At 40.4% G+C, this 21,155-nt stretch carries 20 protein-coding genes and 1 other annotated feature (1 of these 21 cut by a window edge); of the genes, 4 read left to right on the top strand and 16 right to left on the bottom strand.

All coding sequences use genetic code 11. From position 1 onward, the window contains the following. Positions 1-16: 16 nt before the first annotated feature. The 3 genes from mdcA to PQ478_RS04335 all read right to left on the bottom strand — a co-directional run bounded on the left by mdcA (position 17) and on the right by PQ478_RS04335 (position 3,407). Entirely contained in the window at positions 17-1,672 is a 1,656-nt protein-coding gene (gene mdcA / locus PQ478_RS04345; protein WP_012957811.1) for a malonate decarboxylase subunit alpha, read from the bottom strand. A gap of 41 nt (positions 1,673-1,713) precedes the next feature. Further along, positions 1,714-2,643, bottom strand: coding sequence for a malonate decarboxylase subunit epsilon (mdcH, locus tag PQ478_RS04340; RefSeq protein WP_289235929.1), 930 nt, complete (start codon positions 2,641-2,643; stop codon positions 1,714-1,716). A 104-nt stretch (positions 2,644-2,747) separates the two neighbouring features. Further along, a complete protein-coding gene (locus PQ478_RS04335) occupies positions 2,748-3,407 on the bottom strand; it encodes a GntR family transcriptional regulator (RefSeq protein ID WP_289235928.1) in 660 nt (219 codons plus the stop codon). 312 nt (positions 3,408-3,719) lie between these two features. Here PQ478_RS04335 and madL point away from each other — a divergent pair, with 312 nt between their 5' ends. Further along, on the top strand, positions 3,720-4,112 hold the full coding sequence (gene madL, locus PQ478_RS04330; protein WP_012957808.1) for a malonate transporter subunit MadL: 393 nt from the start codon (positions 3,720-3,722) through the stop codon (positions 4,110-4,112). A 19-nt stretch (positions 4,113-4,131) separates the two neighbouring features. Then, positions 4,132-4,896, top strand: coding sequence for a malonate transporter subunit MadM (madM, locus tag PQ478_RS04325; RefSeq protein ID WP_289235927.1), 765 nt, complete (start codon positions 4,132-4,134; stop codon positions 4,894-4,896). Positions 4,897-4,986: 90 nt separating this feature from the next. On the opposite strand, the gene PQ478_RS04320 is transcribed toward madM, so the two are convergent. After that, a complete protein-coding gene (locus PQ478_RS04320; RefSeq protein WP_289235926.1) occupies positions 4,987-6,363 on the bottom strand; it encodes an MFS transporter in 1,377 nt (458 codons plus the stop codon). Between the two features lie 381 nt (positions 6,364-6,744). Beyond that, positions 6,745-8,673 (bottom strand): heavy metal translocating P-type ATPase, encoded by a 1,929-nt coding sequence (locus PQ478_RS04315; RefSeq protein ID WP_289236935.1) that lies wholly within the window; start codon positions 8,671-8,673, stop codon positions 6,745-6,747. Between the two features lie 239 nt (positions 8,674-8,912). On the opposite strand from PQ478_RS04315, the gene PQ478_RS04310 reads away from it, so the two are divergent. Then, the gene (locus PQ478_RS04310; RefSeq protein WP_289235925.1) at positions 8,913-9,617 is read left to right on the top strand and encodes an SOS response-associated peptidase; all 705 of its coding nucleotides are present in this window, start codon (positions 8,913-8,915) and stop codon (positions 9,615-9,617) included. A gap of 49 nt (positions 9,618-9,666) precedes the next feature. On the opposite strand, the gene PQ478_RS04305 is transcribed toward PQ478_RS04310, so the two are convergent. Then, on the bottom strand, positions 9,667-10,284 hold the full coding sequence (locus tag PQ478_RS04305) for a YrrS family protein (RefSeq protein WP_289235924.1): 618 nt from the start codon (positions 10,282-10,284) through the stop codon (positions 9,667-9,669). A gap of 315 nt (positions 10,285-10,599) precedes the next feature. Here PQ478_RS04305 and PQ478_RS04300 point away from each other — a divergent pair, with 315 nt between their 5' ends. Further along, a complete protein-coding gene (locus PQ478_RS04300; RefSeq protein ID WP_289235923.1) occupies positions 10,600-11,745 on the top strand; it encodes an acyl-CoA dehydrogenase family protein in 1,146 nt (381 codons plus the stop codon). A 50-nt stretch (positions 11,746-11,795) separates the two neighbouring features. Here the strand turns inward: PQ478_RS04300 and greA are convergent, their stop codons facing one another. From greA to alaS, 10 genes are all read right to left on the bottom strand, one after another. Further along, positions 11,796-12,272 carry a transcription elongation factor GreA gene (greA, locus tag PQ478_RS04295; RefSeq protein ID WP_022626542.1) on the bottom strand — a complete coding sequence of 159 codons (477 nt, stop codon included), beginning with the start codon at positions 12,270-12,272 and terminating at the stop codon, positions 11,796-11,798. 124 nt (positions 12,273-12,396) lie between these two features. Then, entirely contained in the window at positions 12,397-13,032 is a 636-nt protein-coding gene (gene udk, locus PQ478_RS04290) for a uridine kinase (RefSeq protein WP_289235922.1), read from the bottom strand. After that, a complete protein-coding gene (locus PQ478_RS04285) occupies positions 13,033-14,295 on the bottom strand; it encodes a peptidase U32 family protein (protein WP_012957799.1) in 1,263 nt (420 codons plus the stop codon). Positions 14,296-14,307: 12 nt separating this feature from the next. Beyond that, positions 14,308-15,240, bottom strand: coding sequence for a peptidase U32 family protein (locus PQ478_RS04280; protein WP_289235921.1), 933 nt, complete (start codon positions 15,238-15,240; stop codon positions 14,308-14,310). 23 nt (positions 15,241-15,263) lie between these two features. Beyond that, positions 15,264-15,902 (bottom strand): O-methyltransferase, encoded by a 639-nt coding sequence (locus tag PQ478_RS04275; protein WP_289236934.1) that lies wholly within the window; start codon positions 15,900-15,902, stop codon positions 15,264-15,266. A gap of 77 nt (positions 15,903-15,979) precedes the next feature. Further along, entirely contained in the window at positions 15,980-17,143 is a 1,164-nt protein-coding gene (mltG, locus tag PQ478_RS04270; protein WP_289235920.1) for an endolytic transglycosylase MltG, read from the bottom strand. A gap of 185 nt (positions 17,144-17,328) precedes the next feature. After that, on the bottom strand, positions 17,329-17,622 hold the full coding sequence (locus PQ478_RS04265; RefSeq protein WP_075683095.1) for a DUF1292 domain-containing protein: 294 nt from the start codon (positions 17,620-17,622) through the stop codon (positions 17,329-17,331). Positions 17,623-17,647: 25 nt separating this feature from the next. Beyond that, complete coding sequence (gene ruvX / locus PQ478_RS04260) at positions 17,648-18,067, bottom strand: Holliday junction resolvase RuvX (RefSeq protein WP_289235919.1); 420 nt, start codon at positions 18,065-18,067, stop codon at positions 17,648-17,650. Beyond that, the gene (locus PQ478_RS04255) at positions 18,064-18,336 is read right to left on the bottom strand and encodes an IreB family regulatory phosphoprotein (RefSeq protein ID WP_012957793.1); all 273 of its coding nucleotides are present in this window, start codon (positions 18,334-18,336) and stop codon (positions 18,064-18,066) included. Before PQ478_RS04255 ends, ruvX begins: the two co-directional genes overlap by 4 nt. 99 nt (positions 18,337-18,435) lie before the next feature. Continuing rightward, positions 18,436-21,075: an alanine--tRNA ligase gene (gene alaS / locus PQ478_RS04250; protein ID WP_289235918.1), complete on the bottom strand. Its 2,640-nt coding sequence runs from the start codon at positions 21,073-21,075 to the stop codon at positions 18,436-18,438. A 61-nt stretch (positions 21,076-21,136) separates the two neighbouring features. Beyond that, positions 21,137-21,155: a binding site (T-box leader), on the bottom strand (it continues 193 nt past the right edge of the window).

Below are 21,155 nucleotides of genomic sequence, written 5' to 3'. Positions count from 1 at the left end.
CCATCCCACCCTCTCCTTACCAGCTTCTAAATTTTGCAGGCGGTGTATAAAGTCCTTCTGACCAATCAACTAAATCCTCAATGTTTTTGGCTGCGAGTAGTGAACGTTTAGCATCAGACCTTCTGATCTCTAAGTCCTCAGGCAAAGCAATAATGCCTCGCTCCCTCAACTTTCTAGACGTTTTCATGTCACGATCTAATCCAATCGGAGTAACTCCAGCTACGCTCGCTATCGCCTGACGTCGTTCTTCTATGCTGTCTGTTTTGTATAAATAAGCAATTCCTTCTTCTGTTACAACATGCGTAACGTCTTCTCCGTAAATCATCACTGGTGTCGTAGCGAGGCTAGCATCTTTCGCAACATCAATCGCGTCTAATGATTCAACGAAAACAGGTTTATTGGCTGCTTGATGAGTTTCCACCATTTGGACAACCAATTTCCTTCCTCGAGCTAGAGGATTATCTGATTCAATCATATTTAACCATGCAGGGCTTGAATGCCTTCTTCCACCTGGATCATGTCCCATATTAGGTGCCCCGCCAAATCCAGCTAATCGACCTGATGTTACAGTGGATGAGTTACCGTCTGGGTCCATTTGTAAAGTAGACCCAATGAATAAATCAACGGAATATTGTCCTGCTAGCTGGCACAAGGTTCGGTTAGAGCGCATACTTCCGTCACTGCCTGTAAAGAAGACATCAGGTCTTGCTGCGATATAAGGCTCCATCCCCACTTCTCCGCCAAATGAATGGACATTCTCAACCCAGCCGCTTTCAATAGCCGGAATAAGGGTTGGATGCGGGTTTAATGCCCAGTACTTACAGATCTTATTCTTAAGTCCTAAAGATTCTCCGTAAGTAGGCAGTAATAATTCAATAGCTGCAGTATTGTAGCCAATTCCATGATTCAATGATTCTACCTGATGCCGTTCATATACACCTCTGATCGTCAACATCGCCATTAATACTTGTATATCTGTTATGTGTCTTGGGTCTCTAGTGAAGAGAGGTTCAAGTTGATAAGCACTATCCGCCACGACAACAAAATCAATCCAAGACCCTGGAATATCTACCCGTGGTAATTCATCTGTTAATTCATTAACCTGAGCAATGACAATTCCATCTTTGAAGGCAGCAGCTTCAACAAGAGTAGGGGTTTCCTCTGTGTTTGCCCCTGTGTATAAATTTCCATCTGCATCAGCTTTATCTGCCGCTACTAAAGCAACATTTGGAATTAAATCAATGAATAATCTTCCGTAAAGCTCAACATACGTATGGATTTCGCCCATCTTTAACTGCCCATCCTCAATCATTTGTGCAATACGTAAGCTTTGCGGTCCGGCATAAGCGAAATCAACCGTATGTGCAATTCCTTTTTCAAATATATCGAGATGCTCCGGCCTCGAGATACTTGACATGATCATATGTAGATCATGCAGCTTATCAGGATTTACAAGAGAGAGTGACTTTGAAAGAAAGGAGGCTTGCTTTTGGTTATTCCCCTCCATCACCACTCGGTCATGAGGCTGTATGACTAATTCCATAGCTTCTACGATTGATTCTGTTGGTATCACTTTACTTGTTGTAATCTTTTTGATATTTTCAAGCCTTCTTGCCTTTGCCTCTCGTTTAGTCGTCCAAGAACGCTTTGTCTTTACTTGTGACCTCGCCATAGTTAAAGTCCTCCTCTAATATTTAATTAAAATAATTTTATTTATAAACTCAGTTCACGTTTTGCTAAAACTTGAACTGTCTTTAACCCGCTCACTGAGGCTGCGATAGATCTTGCTTCAGGAAATGATTGTTTTGCTAAATCTGATAGCACCTGACCCGGCGGCATTTCTATAAATAAGCGGACACTTAACTCATAAAGTGTGGTTGTAACATTGTGCCATAGTACAGGTGATGAAATGCTTTTAGCCAAATCTGAAATGATATCTTCCTTCTTAAATAATCTTCTTGCTTTCAAATTAGATATATAAGGAATTTCCGGATCATAGATGTTGATTTTTTGTAAGTGGGATTCTAGGTGGTCACTTATGTGTGAATAGATTGGACAATGTGAAGGGACGCTGACATTTAGCAATTCTGCTTTTCTTGCTTTTGCCTGCCTTGCTTCTATCAAGGCTTTTTTAATCGAATCAATTGAACCAGAGATGGTTATTTGATCTGGAGAATTCCTATTTGTAACGTATAAAGGGGTAGATTCAGTATGAATTTGTTCTACTATAGAAGTTAGTTTTTTTTCAGATAAACCAACTACTACTCCCATTCCATACCCAGCGGGTGTCTTATTCTCCATTAGCTGTCCTCGCAACCTTACTATTTTGATCGCATCAGAGAATGTCAGGACCCTTGAAGTAACAGCCGCACTAAATGCCCCTACAGAATGACCAGCTACATAGTCTGGACTTATACCTTCTGCTTTCAATGCACTTGCACAAGCCACACCAGCAGTAAGCAAGCATATCTGAACATTTGTACTGGATTTAAGAGCTTCTTCACTATCTAGAGATAAGATGTCTTGTTGTAGTATTTGATTAGCTTCTTCGATCATTTCTTTCACAGAAGGGTGGGCCGGTAAGGAATGGAGCATGCCCGGAAGTTGAGAACCTTGGCCTGGAAATAAGTAAGCAACACTCAAAACATCACTCCTCTCTAGTTGAGATTCTTGTATACTAGTCGATTGTCGACTAATTTAATTGAAATAGATCCTAACATATAGTTAGGTAATCTATTGCTGCCGTCTTATTTTTGCTTATCTTTTATTTGCTTTTGTATACTTTCGATTACATCACGATTATGTTTGTTCAGAAGTTCGAGAGCAACTTCCACTTGATTTTCTTGAAGCAATTGTAAAAGTAGTTTATGCTCCTTGATCGATTTCTCAATATTGCCTGAAGCTGAAAACGACATATTCTGAATCGATAATAACGGCATTTCTAAACGTTCATACATTTTACTAATGATCTCACTTCCACTCATTTCTATTAGGCACATATGAAAATCATGATTAAGGTGAGTGTATGCTTTACTATCCTCTTCTTTATACATTTTATCTAAGAGTAGATTCATGCGTTCTAAGCTAATAGATTGAACTCCTCGCTCTTTAATTCTTTTCATAGCTAACTCTTCAAGCATGGTTCTTATTTCTAATAGATCGAAAATTTCAGAGGGGCTGTACCCTTTTACCAATGCTCCTTTTCTTGGAATTCTCTCAACTAACCCTTCGATTGTTAATAGGTAGAGTGCTTCACGAACTGGAGCCCTGCTTGTTCCAAACTCATCTGCATACATATACTCACTTAACTTCTCTCCTGGCTGTAATTCACCTGAAATGATCTGTTGTGTAATTTTTTTTGCAATTTGAGTGGACAATGAATTATCTGAAAATTTATTTGGCTCCATAAGGTATATCTCCTTTTAAAACAAAATAATGTAGCTTAGAATAGTCGACTGTTGACTCAAGTATACACAGAAAAGGAGGTTATATCAATTATTTTTTGAAAATTTAAAAATCTTCTTGCTTTTTTATAGGTTGTTCACTAAGATGAGAAATAGAATAGTCGACTGTTGACTTGAATTATTTTTTGTAAGCGTTATCATCATAGACCACTCATTACTCTACGCGTTTTTCTATCAAAATCTCTTCCATCATGAATCGTACACATCACGAATGACTTCACCTAATGTTTTAATAAAAAAGAAGGAGCTGAACAAATGGTCATTTATGGCGTAGCACTATTGTCTGTTTGTATGTTAGTAGGTGTACTATTGGGTGATTTTATTGGAAATTTAATTGGGGTAAGTGCAAATGTCGGTGGTGTAGGTATTGGAATGGTTCTTCTCGTATTAGTTATTGATTATTTACGCAGGAAAAAGAAGCTCGATATCCCCGCAGAGGAAGGAATTAAATTTTGGAGCGCGATCTATATACCAGTCGTTGTAGCCATGGCTGCACAGCAAAATGTTGTATCTGCTTTGTCAGGAGGACCGATTGCTATTTTGGCCGGTACACTAGCAGTTGTTGTCAGCTTTCTGCTCGTTCCAGTTATCAGTAAGGTTGGTAAAAGTTCTGATAACACATTTAATAACCATACTCGTGATGTTTAATATTAGGGGGGACTAATAGATGGATGCGATTATTTCTGTACTCGAAAAAAATGGACTGGTAACAGCTTTTGCAGTTATTGGTATTTTGATGTACGTTTCCTATGTTATTTCAAAGAAGTTAACTAGAGGGCGTGTTCATGGTTCAGCGATAGCGATTATTCTTGGTCTAGTGCTTGCTTACTTTGGGGGGATTACTACAGGCGGAGATAAGGGGCTTGCTGATCTATCTATTTTTGCTGGGATTGGAATAATGGGCGGTGCAATGCTTCGTGACCTCGCAATCATTGCTACTGCATTTGGAGTGCATTTAGAAGAGGTGAAAAAAGCGGGACTGAGTGGAATTTTATCTTTGTTCGTTGGGATCGCCTCCTCCTTCCTGATTGGTGTATTGATTGCACTAGCATTTGGATACACCGATGCTGCAAGCCTTGCAACAATTGGTGCAGGAACCACAACTTATATTGTCGGCCCTGTAACCGGCGCTGCTGTCGGTGCAAGTTCAGAGGTTATTGCATTAAGTATTGCTGCTGGCTTAATAAAAGCCATTTTAATAATGATTGCCACACCGTTTATTGCTAAATATATTGGGCTTAATAACCCACGTTCAGCCATTGTTTATGGCGGACTAATGGGCTCAACAAGCGGTGTAGCCGGCGGACTGGCTGCTACAGATCCTAAGCTTGTGCCATATGGAGCTATGACCGCTACGTTCTACACAGGACTCGGCTGCTTATTAGCACCATCAATCTTATTTTTAGCTGTAAGAGCTATATTTGGAGCTTAATTTTGGGGAGAGAGGGATGGAGAATTCCTTCTCTTTTTTTGTTTTCGACCAAATGAGGGGGCTTGCATTCAGCAAGCCCCCTCATTTCATTCACACTCTTCTCTGCTTTAACTCCGCTAATATAATAGGATACTGACGGTCTAATTTATACATCCATAATAATAAAATCTGTAAGAAACACAAACCTAAAGGTAAATAAATATTAAGTGCGATAATCATGGTTGTAGCCATGGCTGTCTGCTCTGCTGCTGCACCAACGTAGCCTCCATATGCCAACATCCATCCTATTAAAGCACTCCCGATTCCTGTTCCAACCTTCATCCCAAAGCTCGCAGCACTGTTTATGAGTCCTTCCGTTCTAAACCCATGCTTCCATTCGCCGAATTCATTGGTATCATTAATCATTGCATATAAAAGAGTAAGAACTGGAATTAAACTGAATCCTTGAATGACTGTCCCTGCTAAGAACAACGAAGCATTTGTAGGATCTATCATCTTAATAATTGGACCGAAGATCGCAATAACAGTAACAACAAGAGCAATATTTCGTTTTCCAAATCGCTTAATTAAATTGGCGATAAAAAAGAAGCAGATAATACTTGGAATGAATAACGCTAAACTAATAAGTGAAAAATAGCTGCCGCTTCCTAACACATACGTTGCATAAAAAATACCCGCACCTGTCAGAAGAGCATTTACTGTATACGTCACCACACAATAACCTGTGATTACAAGCCAATATTTATTTGTCAGTAACGCCTTTAACCCCATGTTAAGCGGGACATCATCTTTCACTTGTACGCTCGCATCTTTACCCACTCTTTCTTTTGTAGCTTTAAAAGCAATTAAGCTTGTGGTCACAATAATCAACCCGGCTGCTATAGCTACAACCGTCCACCCGAGCTGCCCTCCAATCGCACTGGCAACAGGCTGGGCTGCCATCATCACAAGCAAAGTACTAGTCATCGTGAAAATACCCGTATAGACATTGGTCGTTGAGCGTCCTTGCTGGTCTTGCGTCATAAGGCCAAGTAGGGTTTTATATGGGATAGAAATGGCCGTATAGACTAAAATCAATAATATATACGTGATATAAGCATAGATGATCTTTCCTGTCATTCCTAAGTTAGGAACCGTAAAGAGCATGACGGTTGTTACTGCAAGAGGGACCGTCATCCAGATAATCCATGGACGTGCTTTACCGTGACGGGACTTTGTCCGGTCTACAAGGGTGCCCATCCCAATATCTGTGATGCCATCAAACAGTCTGGCAACTAACATGAGTGTGCCTACTACTCCAGCAGATATCCCTGCCACATCTGTATAATAGAAAGTAAGAAAAGAACCAACTAACGTCCAAACAAGGATAATGCCAAAGAAACCTAATCCATAGTTGAGCATTTCTTTATGTCCTAGCTTATCCACTTGCCTTACTGATTGCATCTGCTTCTGTTTAGCTTCTAACATACCTCTCCCCCTCCACACCATAAGTAAACGCTTTCAACTTATTTTTCATACTAACCATTCAGTATGTAATCATTATATACACATTATTCTGAAAATTAAAAGGTTTTTTCTCGACATTTTGATGAGATGTCCACAACATGAAAAAAGTCCCCTTCTGTATTAAGAAGGAGACTTAATAAATCATTCTTACAGTAATGACATAATTAAAGAAATAACTACAATTGCACCAATAATCATTAAAATTGTTCTAAGCATTTTTATCATCCTCTCTTATCTGTGTGCTTAGTGATATGTTCCCTCAAAATCCAAAAGATAAACTGGTTTAATGTGGGATATTGTTGTACATTCTGATACACAAGATAAGACTCATGCTTAGAAAGATTATCCTCGTAATAATCTCAAACCATTCAAGATCACAAGAATGGTACTGCCTTCATGTCCAATCACCCCTAGAGGAAGCGAAACATGCCCCATAAAATTAGAGATAATGAGCAATGCGATAACAGCAATCGAAAAAACAATATTTTGTTTAATAATTCGATTCATTCGTTTCGATAAACGAACAGCTTCAGCAATTTTTGATAAATCGTTTTTCATTAAAACGATATCAGACGTTTCAATCGCAGCATCAGTACCTCCTCCCATTGCGACTCCGATATTTGCCGCAGCCAAAGCAGGTGCATCATTAATTCCATCCCCGACCATCGCAATAGTGTGATACTTTTCTTTAAGCTTTTTGATTTCCATTACTTTCCCTTCAGGTAAACAGCCTGCCACCACTGTATCAATCTGAGTCATTTCTTTCACAGCGGCAGCTGTTGCCGCCTGATCTCCAGTGAGCATAATCGTATAAAGCCCTTGGTCTTTGAATGATTTCACGGCCTCTTTTGTCGTTTCACGCAACGTATCTTGGACAGCGAACAGTCCAGCTACCCCCTTATCATCTGCCACATACACAAGAGTTTTCCCTTCCTCTTGAAGTCTATTTGCTTCATTTCCGTAAAAAGAGCCGGCCAAAGAATCCCCAATAAAACTACGCTTCCCCACTTTCCACGGAATATCGTTTATCTTAGCTTCTACCCCACACCCTGGGATTTCATGCATAGAATCAACAGAGAGTGCTGAATGAATGCCCCTATCTTTCACATTATGATCCTTCACATAATGAACAACAGCCTCCGCTAATGGATGGGTCGATTGCTTTTCAATTATATACACACTTTGTAAAAATACTTCCTTATCTAAACCTGGGCGGATAAAAAGATCCGTTACAGAAGGCTTTCCCTTTGTTAATGTACCTGTTTTATCAAAAGCAATGGCCTTAAGTGCTGCTAAGCTTTCAAGATGGACACCGCCCTTGAATAGAATTCCTTTACGCGCTCCATTCGATATCGCTGATAATGTAGCCGGCATAATTGAAGCCACTAGAGCACAGGGTGAAGCTACAACAAGCATCACCATGGCTCTGTACCATGTTTCACTCCAACTCCATCCAAGAATATAATGAGGTAAAAATAACATTAATCCTACAATGAGCAGAACAATTTTCACATAAGGACCTTCAAATTTCTCAATAAATTGCTGGGAAGGTGTTTTTTCCTCTTTCGCTTGTTGTACAAGTTCTATAATTTTTTGGAACAATGTCTCCTCGCTTTTTTTCGTTACTTCAATGGTAATTAAGCCATTTTTATTTACTGTACCTGTAAATACTTCATCATTTACTGTTTTAAGAAGAGGAAGCGCTTCACCGCTTAACGCTGCTTCATCAATCATCGATGTACCCTTAACAATCTTCCCATCGGCTGGTATACGTTCCCCTGGTTTTATGAGTACGAAATTACCAATCACTAAATGGTCTACCCCTACTTTACGTTCTTTCCCATTGACCAAAACAGTCGCTGTTTCAGGTCGTAAGTCCATAAGGGATGAAATTTCTCGGTGACTTTTATTCATCGTGTAGGTTTCAAGAGCCCCGCTTAAAGAAAAAATAAAGATCAAAATTGCGCCTTCCACCCAATAACCAATGAAGGCTGAACCGATTGCAGCGAAGATCATTAAAAGCTCTACATTCAAAGTTTTATTAGATAGTGCATCTTCTATGCCTTCCCTAGCTTTAAAATAGCCCCCTATGACATAGGCACTTAAAAATAGGGCGACCGAGAGCGCTGGATATTCATATCTTTGCAGTAACCAAGCCATAATGATGATACTGCCGCTTATAAGTGCTAATGTTAACTCTAAATGTTCTTCTACGAATTTCATTTTGTTCTTTTTAAGTTGACAGCTTTCTGTTCCGTAACACTTTTCCATATGAGCACAACTTGAGCAGCCTCCCGCCTTAACTGCGTCCAATTAAACCCCTCCCGTAATCAGTGATTGAAGAATGTTTTCCATAATTTAGTCATGGTTTTAATTGATAAAGATTATTATTTATAATAATTACAAATAAGGAGTTATCACTATCATATTCAATCGAGGGGTCTTTGACTACTCATTTTTACATAGTGCAGGATTCTAATTAAGATCCATGCAGGGATACTTGGTTATACTTGTTAGAAACGGATGGATATTGGAGGGATATTAGGTGTGGACGTTTCTCTTTATTTAGCGGTAGAAAGCAGCTGCAAGAAGAATTTAAATTTATGAATGACGTTCCTAGTGATTATTCTGCTCGCTATAATATAGCCCCTCAAAGTCAGATACTTTCCATTATTCAGGGAGAAAATGGTGATAGGAGAATAGGGTATTTACACTGGGGCCTTATTCCGAGATGGGCAAAAGATGAAAAGATTGGGTACAAACTGATTAACGCTAGAGGGGAAACCGTTGATGAAAAGCCCTCCTTCAAGCAGCCTTTCAAACAGAAACGTTGTCTGATACCTTGTTCTGGATTTTATGAATGGAAGCGAGATGGTAACAATAAAGTTCCTTATTTCATTTCTCTAAAAAATCGGCAGCTATTTGGGCTGGCCGGCCTTTGGGAAAAATACGTAGATGAGAAGAATAATGCTATATACAGCTGTACGATTCTAACTACAAAACCTAATAAGCTCATGTCTGGCTTACATGACAGAATGCCCGTCATATTGAAGCAGCAAGACTACTCGACTTGGCTTAGTACTGAGTCAAATTTAGCAAAAGTAAAACAATTACTCTCCCCTTATCAATCTGATCCCATGATGGCTGACCAAGTTTCAACTATCGTTAATAACCCAAGAAATGATGAAGCGGAGTGTGTCAAACCGATTAATTAAACGTATATAAAGCAAGTGGCTGCCCAAAAATTGGACAGCCACTTCCACGTTACCCTCTGCGATAAGGGTTTTGTGATAATTGTTCTTTTGAAACAGGCATCCAGCCTTGCCCATCTACCCAATCAAGCTGGATTTGATATGGGGTCGTTTGCTCAGTTGGTCCACTTACTGTCCCGACAACAGAAGTAGGTCCGCCATTTTCGATACGCCATACGATCATGTCATCGCCAAGACCTGCAGCATAACGAAGAGCTCGTTCCATTTCATTCCAGTTTTGACCGCCCTTCGTAAAGTCATGTGAGAACTCTCCTGATTGGTTTGTACCAACCGGTTCCCAATCGCCGTCTTCAACCGGCTCTAGTTCATCCTCTTCTGTGCCTTCTTCGTCTTCATCTTCTTCTAATGCTTCCTCATCAGGTGCTTCCTCAGGTGAATCAGCTACTTCTTCCGGGTCAACCGTTGCTTCAGGTTCTGTTTCAACTTCTACATTTTCTTCAGATTCATCATCTATTTCAAGTGCTGCTTCTTCTGTATTAGAAGAGCCGAGGAATATTTGCGCTGCAAACACAATAATTAAGACGACTACGAGTCCTATAGCTACATTTAAAATTGTATTCATACGCTTCTTTTTTCGATGTTCAAAACGTGTTCCTTGCACAGTTTCCACTTCCTCTCTCTTAAACTATCAACTACTAAATGGATCATCTATGAATAGTATTATACAAAATCTCTCCCTAAAAGGCGACTATGTCTAAGGAAGTATTTTCATCTTTTTCGTGATGGTACACACCTTCCACTTTTCCTATCCTATCAAATGTTAGCAAAGTAATGTGGCACTTCCGATATTCTACATATTTTTTTACGACCATGCGACCTATTTGAAAAGAACACATTTTTCCGAACAGGCAAGGTTGTTTTTTTGCGTTTTATGAAAGCTTTGCGTATTCTGTTTATAAGTTTATTTGAACAAGGAGGTCAAGTTGTGGGTAGTAACTTACACCAAACAGATGAGCGTATAAAAGAATTAAAACCTTTTGTAGAACGATTTTGTAAACGAGCTGCAGCTCATGATCTAGATGCAAGCTTCCCAAAAGAAAATATAGAAGAACTAAAACAGATAGGTTACACAAGTTTGACCGTGCCAAAGAAATATGGGGGAGCTGAGATAACATTATACGAACTTGTGCGCTTACAGCAACTGTTGGCACAGGGTGACGGGGCTACGGCTTTATCCATTGGCTGGCATATGGGAATCATTAAGAATTTAGGAGAACAAAATAAGTGGAACGAAAACATTTATAAAGAGATTTGTGAGGAGGTATTCCATCACGGCAAATTAATTAATGCTGCGGCAACTGAGCCTGATACAGGAAGTCCTACCCGAGGGGGCAAACCGCAAACGACTGCTGTGAAAGACGGCACAGAGTGGGTGATTTCAGGAAAGAAAACATTCACGACAATGGCTCCTGTACTTGATTATTTCATTGTCACAGCCTCTTTAGAATATGAAGAGGGTACAGCAAATTTCTTAGTCCCACGTGAGAGTACGGGCATAATTATTGAAGAAACCTGGAACACCGTTGGAATGCGTGCTACAGGCAGTCACGACCTCCTCTTAAAAAACGTGCGAGTACCTAACCGTTTCTTAGTCGAGCGGCTTTCAAAAAAAGAAAAACCGGCGATGGGCTGGCTTTTGCATATACCTGCATGCTACTTAGGCATTGCTGAAGCTGCTCAGAGAGAATCGATCAACTTCGCAAAAACGTATTCGCCAAATAGTATTTCAGGCACAATAAGTGAGCTGCAAAATGTGCAGCAGCGCATTGGAGAAAATGAAGCGAAGCTGATGCAAAGCAGACATTTTCTTTACTCGGTAGCTAAAAAATGGGATAATTCATCACAAGAAGAAAGATCATTCATGAAGCCGGAGCTTGCTGCCGTTAAAATGATGGTAGTTAATTCGGCCAACGATGTTGTAGACCAAGCAATGCGGGTGGCCGGAGCAAGCGGTCTCTTTCACGATAATCCTCTGCAACGTTACTACCGGGATGTCCGGTTTGGTCTGCATAATCCGCCAATGGATGATATGACGGTCATTCAGCTAGCAAAACAAGTATTGGATCAATAAAACATATTAAAAAACAAAAAACCGCCCGTAGAGGCGGTTTTCTTCATTGCTTAGTTAATTTCTAAGATTTCAATTTTCATTTCACCAGCAGGAGTGTTAACTGTTACTTTATCTCCTACAGAGCGTCCTAGTAAGCTTTGTGCCATTGGTGAATCGTTTGAGATCTTACCTTCTGCAGGATCACTTTCTGCACTACCTACGATTGTATACTCTTCTTCATCTCCATCAGGAAGTTCAATAAATTTAACACGCTTACCTAATGATACAGCATGAGATGAACCTGCTTCTTCTTCAATCATAACCGCGTTACGAATCATTTTTTCAAGCTGAGCAATACGTCCTTCAACGAAAGCTTGCTCTTCTTTTGCTGAGTCGTACTCAGAGTTCTCAGATAGATCACCAAAGCTGCGGGCAATTTTTATACGCTCAACGACTTCTTTACGTCGCTCTGTTTTAAGAAATTCTAATTCTTCTTCTAATTTACGCTTTCCATCTTCAGTCATATAATGCTTTTTTTCTTCTGCCATTGACTTTCACTCCTCGTCATATATCCAATATCAGTTGTATATAGTATTCCCATCTAAAATAAGAAATTCTATACATATGTAGAAAAAGAAGCAAGGTCTATGGAACCTCGCTTTCTTTATGCTATTACAAAATGGCTTTTTCTTCAATAATTGTGCGAATTTTTGTCACCATTAGATCAATTGCGACACGGTTTTGGCCACCCTCTGGAATGACTACGTCCGCATAACGCTTTGTTGGCTCAATAAATTGGAGATGCATAGGTCTTACAACCGTTGTATATTGGTCAATTACTGATTCAATCGAGCGGCCGCGTTCTTTAATATCACGAACAAGACGGCGGATAATACGAATATCAGCATCAGTATCGACGAATAATTTAATATCCATCATATCACGAAGGCGTTCGTCTTCTAAAATCAAAATACCCTCAACAATAATTACGTCTTTTGGGTCGATCACAATAACATCATCAGAGCGTGTATGTGCTTTGTAATCATAAACTGGCTTCTCTATCCCCTCACCGCGAGCAAGCTGCTGCAGGTGCTCAAGTAATAAATCATTATCAAAAGCAAAAGGGTGATCATAGTTTGTTTGAAGACGTTCCTCAAATGCAAGATGGCTTTGATCCTTATAATACGCATCTTGTTCGATTAACACAATAGACTGCTCATTAAACTGTTGAAAAATTTCTTTTGCGACAGTGGTTTTACCAGAACCTGTTCCGCCTGCCACACCAATCACTATCGGTTTCTTCACCATTTATCGTACCTCTTTACGCATCATATTCTGAGGATAAACCGGACGGTCTACCTTGAAACGAACGATCTCAAGCGGATGTCTTGCTGCATCAATCTCATCGCCTTCTTCGTTCCAAATCGTTCCTACTGTTTGGACAAAGTTTTCAATTTCTGGACCGAAGAACTCGATCTCATCACCAGGTTTGAAGTGATTGCGCTGCTGTAATGTTACCATGCTTGTCTCCGCATCATAATCAAGCACAAGACCAGCAAAATCATATTTCGTACGCTTTGGATGCGTTCCATACATTTGCTCTTCAAACGTCGGCTTGCCTTCAAAGAATTGAGGTGCAAAATCACGGTTAGCACATTTCTCAAGTTCATCTAACCAAGATTTATCAATAACAAAATTCTCAGGATCCGCACAATAGGCATCAATTACTTTACGGTACACACTTGTTACAGTTGCTACGTAATGGATAGATTTCATACGTCCTTCTACTTTTAAACTGTCAATTCCTGCTTCAATCAGCTTAGGAATGGCTTGAACAAGGTTTAAATCTTTCGGGCTCATCGTATAAGCTGCATCATCTGGGTTAAATAATGCTTTTTCCCCGTCCTCATTCGTTTCGTAAAGATCATATTCCCAACGGCATGATTGACAGCAGCCTCCACGGTTTGAATCACGTGCAGTCATATGGTTACTTAATACACAACGTCCTGAGTATGAAATACACATTGCTCCGTGTACAAATGTTTCAATTTCAATATCCACATTTTTCTTCATCTCAAGCATTTCTTCTAAACTGACCTCACGAGCTAAAACGACACGGTGTAAGCCTTCTTCTTTCCAATACTTCACAGCGAGCCAGTTAGAAAGAGATTGCTGTGTGCTAAGGTGCACCTCTACTTTAGGTGCCACTCGCTTACAGGTTTCAATAATCAATGGATCAGCAACGATAATCCCTGTTATACCAACATCCTGCAAGTCACGCAAGTATTCTTCAAGCCCGTCCATGTTTTCATTATGAGCATAGATATTCGTTGTAACATATACTTTTGCCCCGTATTTACTTGCAAACTGTACACCTTCACGCATTTGATCGATTGAGAAGTTGTCTGCATTAGAGCGCAGGCCAAATTCCCGGCCTCCGATATACACAGCATCTGCACCGTAATGTACAGCGACTTTCAGCTTATCTAAACTTCCTGCCGGAGCAAGAAGCTCAGGCTTTTTCACGATAATACGCTTGCCTTCTTTTGTTGTTTCAGCAATCGTCTGCATCATATTCCCTCCTTAATAAACCGTTTCTTTAAAGAAGAATCCTGTATCTAACTTACGGTTAGCTGGCTGGATTGCTTCGATTTGTTCAACAAACTCATCTTTCTTCTCTTCATAGGCATCACGGTCTAGAACACATAAATCGATCGCCGCACGATACGCCGCTACTACTTCTTCCATATACTCCGTTGATTTTAAGATTCCTTCAATCTTAAAGCTGTCCACTCCAGCATCAATCATCTCTTCTAGCTCATCAATAATAGAAATATCATTAGGGCTCATAATATGCGTCCCATTTTCATCTTCAAAAATAGGATATTTTGCATCACGTTCTTCATCAAATAACACCATATTACGAGATTGACCCGTACGTTCTACAGCTAGATTCTTTCCTTGGAACTTCATATAGTTGCCGATTAGCGTACGTTTTGATTGGAACATACATGTCATGCCATGTACTTGAACCTCAACCTCAACATCCGCTTCTTCTTTAATTTCAACGATGGCATCCATATTAAGCTCACGTGCCAACACAGCACGTTTTGCTCCCTTACGTCCCCAGTAATTTGCTGTAAACCAGTTCGTTGCCGTTGTTTCTGTATTCCAGTGCAGCTTCATATCAGGAGCCACTTCTCTTGCTGTCATTAAAACAGCAGGGTCCCCAAACACAATCGCATCCACATTCGCCTCTTTTAAGAATGCAATGTAATCTGCTAGTTCCCCTACTTTGTCATTATGAAAAAGTGCATTCATCACCACATACACTTTTTTGCCTGCATCATGCGCAAGCTTCACACAAGCTTTGATATCGTCTCTTGTAAATTCCCCTGCTAGACGAAGCCCGTAACGTTCTTCACCGATGATGACCGCATCAGCACCTGCTTTAAATAAGCGTTCTGCTGCTTCTAGATCTGCCGGCGTGCATAGTAATTCTGGCTTTTTACTCATGTCACTCTCACCCTCCTGTACTTCTATTTCTTAATACTTATCGCAAGCCCATCTCCGACCGGTAAAATTCTCGTATCATAGTCAGGATGCTGCATTAACCACTCGTTATATGTTCTTAATTTCCTAGCAATTGAGCGTAATCGCTTTTCTTCTATTTCATCTTCGGCAACTAGGCCTCTAAATAAAACATTATCAGAAAAAACAACACCATTTGGCTTGATCATTTTCCCATATAGATCAAGAAAACGTTGATATTGCCCTTTTGCGGCATCAATAAATAATACATCAAAAAGGGGCTCTGATTCAAGTATTTGAGCTAAATCAAGTGCATCTCCAAATCGTACCTCAATTCGGTCAGACAACTCATTTTTTTCAATATTTGCCACCGCTTGTTTATAGCGTACTTCATCTCTCTCAATCGTAATAATAGTTGCATTAGGCAGCTCTTGTGCCATTCGGATCGCTGAATAGCCAATTGCTGCCCCGACTTCAAGGATACGTTCTGGCTGAATCAGTTTAAGCTGCCAAAGCAGGCTCTCCATCCCGACTAAATCCATAATCGGCACTTGATGTTCTTTGGCGTACGTTTCCATCTCCATAACTAATTGGGTTCTATTTGGGACAAGTGATTTTAGATAATTTTCAACTTGGTTATTAATCACGTCTTCCACTTCTTTCTACCTCTTATTTGGACGTAGAAAGAGAGGGAGTGCCACTGCCACATCCCCCTCTGCTTGTCCTACTCTGTCTCAGTTTCTGTCTCACCCTCGTCTTGTGCAGCCTCTACCCATTCCTCTCGGTACTGCTGATGAGTCCGGTTATGTGCTTCATATGTTTCATTGTAAATAACCTCTCCGTTATAACGCGCATAGAAGAATAAATAATTTGTATCTTCTGGGTTGATTGCCGCTTTAATCGCATCTTCCCCAGGGTTTGCAATCGGCCCGATTGGGATCCCTGTGTTACGATACGTATTATATGGAGACTGTACTTCAAGGTCAGCAAAGGTAGTCATATATCTGTGCTCTCCAATCGCATAAGCAACTGTTGGGTCAACCTCAAGTCTCATATCTTCATCAAGTCGATTGTGAAGGACTCCTGCAATTTTATAACGGTCCTCAGACGTTTGTGCTTCTCTTTCAATAATGGAAGCAAGCGCTAAAATCTCGTGTACTGAATAATCGCTTTCTTCAATCGCAGCCATGTTCTGATCAATAATTTCCTGCGTACGGCTAAGCATCGCTTCAATCACCGTTTGAATGCTAGGTTCAGCTTCCATAAAGTCATAACGAGCAGGGAATAGATAACCCTCAAGAGGATAGCGGATATCGTCTTGTAAGATATCATCTGTCAGCATACTAAAACGATTAATTAATTCTTCTAAGTACTCTTCGTCATTCAGTACAGACATGACTTCTTCTGCCTCATGACCCGTTTCATTCGCAATCATAACAGCTACATCTTCTAACCATCTGCCTTCAGGAATGGTGAAGATTAACTCAGGCTCTTCAATGACACGTCCTTCTTTTAACTCTTGAATCATTTCATCCATAGTCATTGAAGTAGACAAGGCATACGTACCTGCTTGAAATCCAGATTCATTTTTGTAACGTACGTAATATCTGAAAATCGTTCCGTTATTAATAAGTCCTTCTTCTTCAAGGATTTGTCCGATTTGCGTAGACGATGACCCAATCGGGATCGTTACTTCAACCGTTTCCCCTTCTCCTGAATCTACCGGACCTAATGCATTACTAAAATAAAAATAACCACTAATTATGGCTATTAACGCCATTGCAGCAAGTCCAATGACACTATAAAAGACGATTTTGCGAACTACTTTCGCCTCTGATACCCGTTCTTCATATAAATCATTTCGTGGTTTTTCGTTGGAATCAGACATCGTTCTCCCCCTTCCACCGTATCATTATACTATAATTCTGCAATATGTCAGTAAACAAATTATTTGATAGCCGAAAAACCTCTATATTGTGACAAAACAAAGAATGTCTGAACACATGAAAAAGCCCTTTTGCTAAGCTTTGGCAAAAGGGCTTTTCCTTATTCTGATTTAGAGCAAACTAATTCTTACTCTTCCTCTTCTGCTGAGAACGTGTTAAGCATTTCCTCAACCATTTCCCATTCTTGATCTGTTTCCACTGCGAATAAAGCAATATCGTTATCTTCGCCTTCACGATCTTCGTAACGGAAAGCAAATACTTCTACTTCTTCCTCTGAATCATCGTCATTATCCCCAACTGGAGTAACTAAAATATAACTTTTTCCTGTTTCATCTACAGTGAATTTAAATAGTTCATCAAATAGATGCTCATCACCGTTCTCATCAGGAATAACAATACGTTCTTTTTCTTCTTGTGACATAATGTCTACACCTCTTCTATTTAAGCTACATTCCTTTTCGATCAAGATATCCTTGAAGGATCATAACTGCAGCCATTTTATCAATTACTTTTTTACGTTTCTTGCGACTCACATCAGCACTTACAAGCATTCGTTCAGCAGCTACCGTTGTAAGGCGCTCATCCCACATCACAAATTCACAGTCTAAATGCTCTTTAAGAGAGTCTGCAAATTCCATGCAACGCTCACCGCTTGGGCCGATGGTGCCATTCATGTTTTTGGGCAGTCCAATGACAATGGTTCCAACATCATTTTGTTTTGCTAGCTCGGCAATTTTCAAGAAGTCACTCTCTGGATCTTCTTCATTTCTGCGAAGGGTTTCAATGCCTTGTGCCGTCCACCCTAATTCATCGCTGAGGGCAATTCCTACTGTCTTGGTGCCTACATCAAGTCCTAAAGCTCTCATTCATTCTCCTTACGGTGCTGTGACAAATAAGACTTTACCAATTGCTCAATCAACTCATCACGCTCAAGCTTTCTGATAAGTGCACGAGCGTCCTTGTGGCGAGGGATGTACGCTGGATCACCAGAAAGTAAATAACCTACAATTTGATTGATCGGGTTGTACCCTTTTTCCTCAAGTGCCTCATATACCGAAAGTAATACCTCTTGGACGTCAACATCAACGGAATCATCAGGAAAGTTAAATTGCATTGTCTTGTCCATAGAGCTCATCACAAACACCTCTTTCTTTCTTTACCTTTATTGAATTCTTATATCGAATTCTCGTACATAAAAGGTTGTCTTATTCTATTGTACACGAAGTTGGCCAAATTAGGAAATTGTTTTAACGAATTCAGGAACATAAGCCAGTGCTTCAGCTAACTGTTCTGGCTTTTTGCCGCCTGCTTGCGCCATATCAGGACGGCCTCCGCCTCCGCCGCCGCAGCGTGATGCTACTTCTTTTACAAGTTTCCCTGCATGGTGGCCCTGACTAATTAAATCTTTTGTTACACCAGCAACAAGATTTACTTTTTCACCAGAAACGGCACCTAGAACAATTACGCCTGAATCAAGGTCTTGCTTCAACTTATCCACGATCGCACGAAGTCCATCCATATCACTTGCATTGACTTCTTTAGATAGAACTTTAACACCATTTACTTCTACTGCTTCATCAATAAGGTTCCCAGCTTCCATGTTGCCCAATTTTGATGATAATGATTCGTTTTCACGCTGCAGATCTCGAATTTGCTGCTGCATCGCTTCAATTCTTGCAGGAACATCTTTTACATTTTTCGCTTTAACTAGTTCAGATGCTGTCGTCAATAAACGCAGCTGATCATTCATGAATTCATATGCACCTTGCCCAGTGACCGCTTCAATCCGTCTGACGCCTGCACCAATCCCAGATTCAGATACAACTTTAAATAATCCGATCTCTGCTGTATTGCGAACATGACAACCACCGCAAAGCTCTAATGAGTAATCGCCAACTTGTACGACGCGTACAGTGTCTCCGTATTTCTCACCGAAAAGCGCCATTGCGCCCATTTCTTTCGCTTCAGCAAGTTTCTTTTCACTGATATCTACAGAAATGGCATTCCAAACTTTTTCATTCACGATTTCTTCAATTTTTGTTAACTCTTCTTTCGTTACTTGACCGAAATGAGAGAAATCAAAACGAAGACGATCTTCTGATACAAGGGAACCTGCTTGGTTAACATGAACTCCTAGAATATCTTTTAACGCTTGGTGAAGCAAGTGAGTCGCTGTATGGTTTTTAACAATGCCGATACGAGAGGTTTCCTCTACCGAACTTGTCACTGTAACGCCTTCCTTAAGCTCTCCTTCTTCAACAACTACGGTGTGAAGGTGTTGGCCGTTTGGAGCTTTTGTTACTTCTGTTACACGCGCGATAACTCCCTCGCCAATGATTGTCCCCGTATCAGCTACTTGTCCGCCGCTTTCTGCATAGAAAGGCGTCGTACTTAAGATCACTTGTGCAGTTTCTCCAGCTGGTACACTTGACATGCGTTCTTTACCTGCAATTAACACACTTACAGTACCTTCTGCTGATAATTGGTTATATCCTACAAAGGTACTTTCTGCGTTAATCTCACCTAGAAGTTCATCTTGTACCTGCATAGAGCCAGATTCTTGACGTGCTGCTCGTGCACGGCTTCTCTGCTGTTCCATTTCTACCTCAAAGCCATCACGATCAATCGTTAAACCTTTTTCTTCTACATATTCTTCCGTAAGATCTACCGGGAAGCCGTACGTATCGTAAAGGCGGAACACATCAGAACCAGAAATCACTTCTTCCTTCTTAGCCTTCGCTTCAGCCAGAATTTTATCAAGAATGCCCAGGCCTTCATTTAATGTTTCATGGAAACGCTCTTCTTCTGTTTTCATCACTTTTTGGATAAATTCCGTTTTCTCTTTAACTTCAGGATAGAAGTCTACCATAATCTCCCCAACAACCGGCACGAGCTCATACATAAACGGACGATCGATACCGATCAGCTTTGCATAACGTACTGCACGACGAAGCAAGCGGCGAAGGACATACCCGCGGCCTTCATTCGATGGAAGCGCACCATCACCTACTGCAAACGTTACGGTACGAACATGGTCTGCAATGACTTTAAACGCTACATCCGTTTCAGTATCAGCACCATATTTCACAGATGTTAACTGCTCTGTTGCTTGAATGATTGGCATAAATAAATCTGTTTCAAAGTTTGTTTTCGTATCTTGAATAACAGATACCATACGCTCAAGACCCATTCCTGTATCAATATTTTTCTTAGGAAGAGGTGTGTATGTACCGTCTGGATTATGGTTGAATTGAGAGAAAACCAAGTTCCATACTTCTAAGTAACGTTCGTTCTCTCCTCCAGGGTATAGTTCTGGATCATTTGCATCGTCACCATATGAAGGGCCGCGATCATAGAAAATCTCAGTATTAGGACCACTTGGACCTTCTCCGATATCCCAGAAATTCCCCTCTAAGCGAATAATGCGCTCTTCTGGCACCCCGATATTCTTTGCCCAATAATCATACGCTTCATTGTCCTCTGGATGAACCGTAACTGATAATTTTTCTGGGTCAAAACCGATCCATTTTTCACTCGTTAAGAACTCCCACGCCCACTCAATCGCTTCTTCTTTAAAGTAGTCACCTATAGAGAAGTTTCCTAGCATTTCAAAGAAGGTATGGTGTCGTGCCGTTTTACCGACATTTTCAATATCATTTGTACGGATTGACTTTTGCGCATTGGTAATACGTGGATTTTCTGGAATGACTCGCCCATCAAAATACTTCTTAAGAGTTGCCACCCCGCTGTTGATCCATAAAAGAGATGGGTCCTCATGTGGAACAAGTGATGCACTTGGTTCAATGTCGTGACCTTTTTCTTTAAAGAAATCAAGATACATTTGACGTACTTGTGCTGATGTTAATGAATTCATTTTGTCATCTCCTTTTTATTTTGATCGAACATTTGCATACAAAAAAACCCTCATCCCAAAAAGAAGGGACGAGAGTTGTA

The organism is Alkalihalophilus pseudofirmus, from assembly GCF_029094545.1.
GTDB lineage: Bacteria > Bacillota > Bacilli > Bacillales > Bacillaceae_D > Alkalihalophilus > Alkalihalophilus pseudofirmus.
The sequence above is the reverse complement of the archived record's forward strand: the minus strand, read 5'-3'. Positions and strand labels throughout refer to the sequence as shown.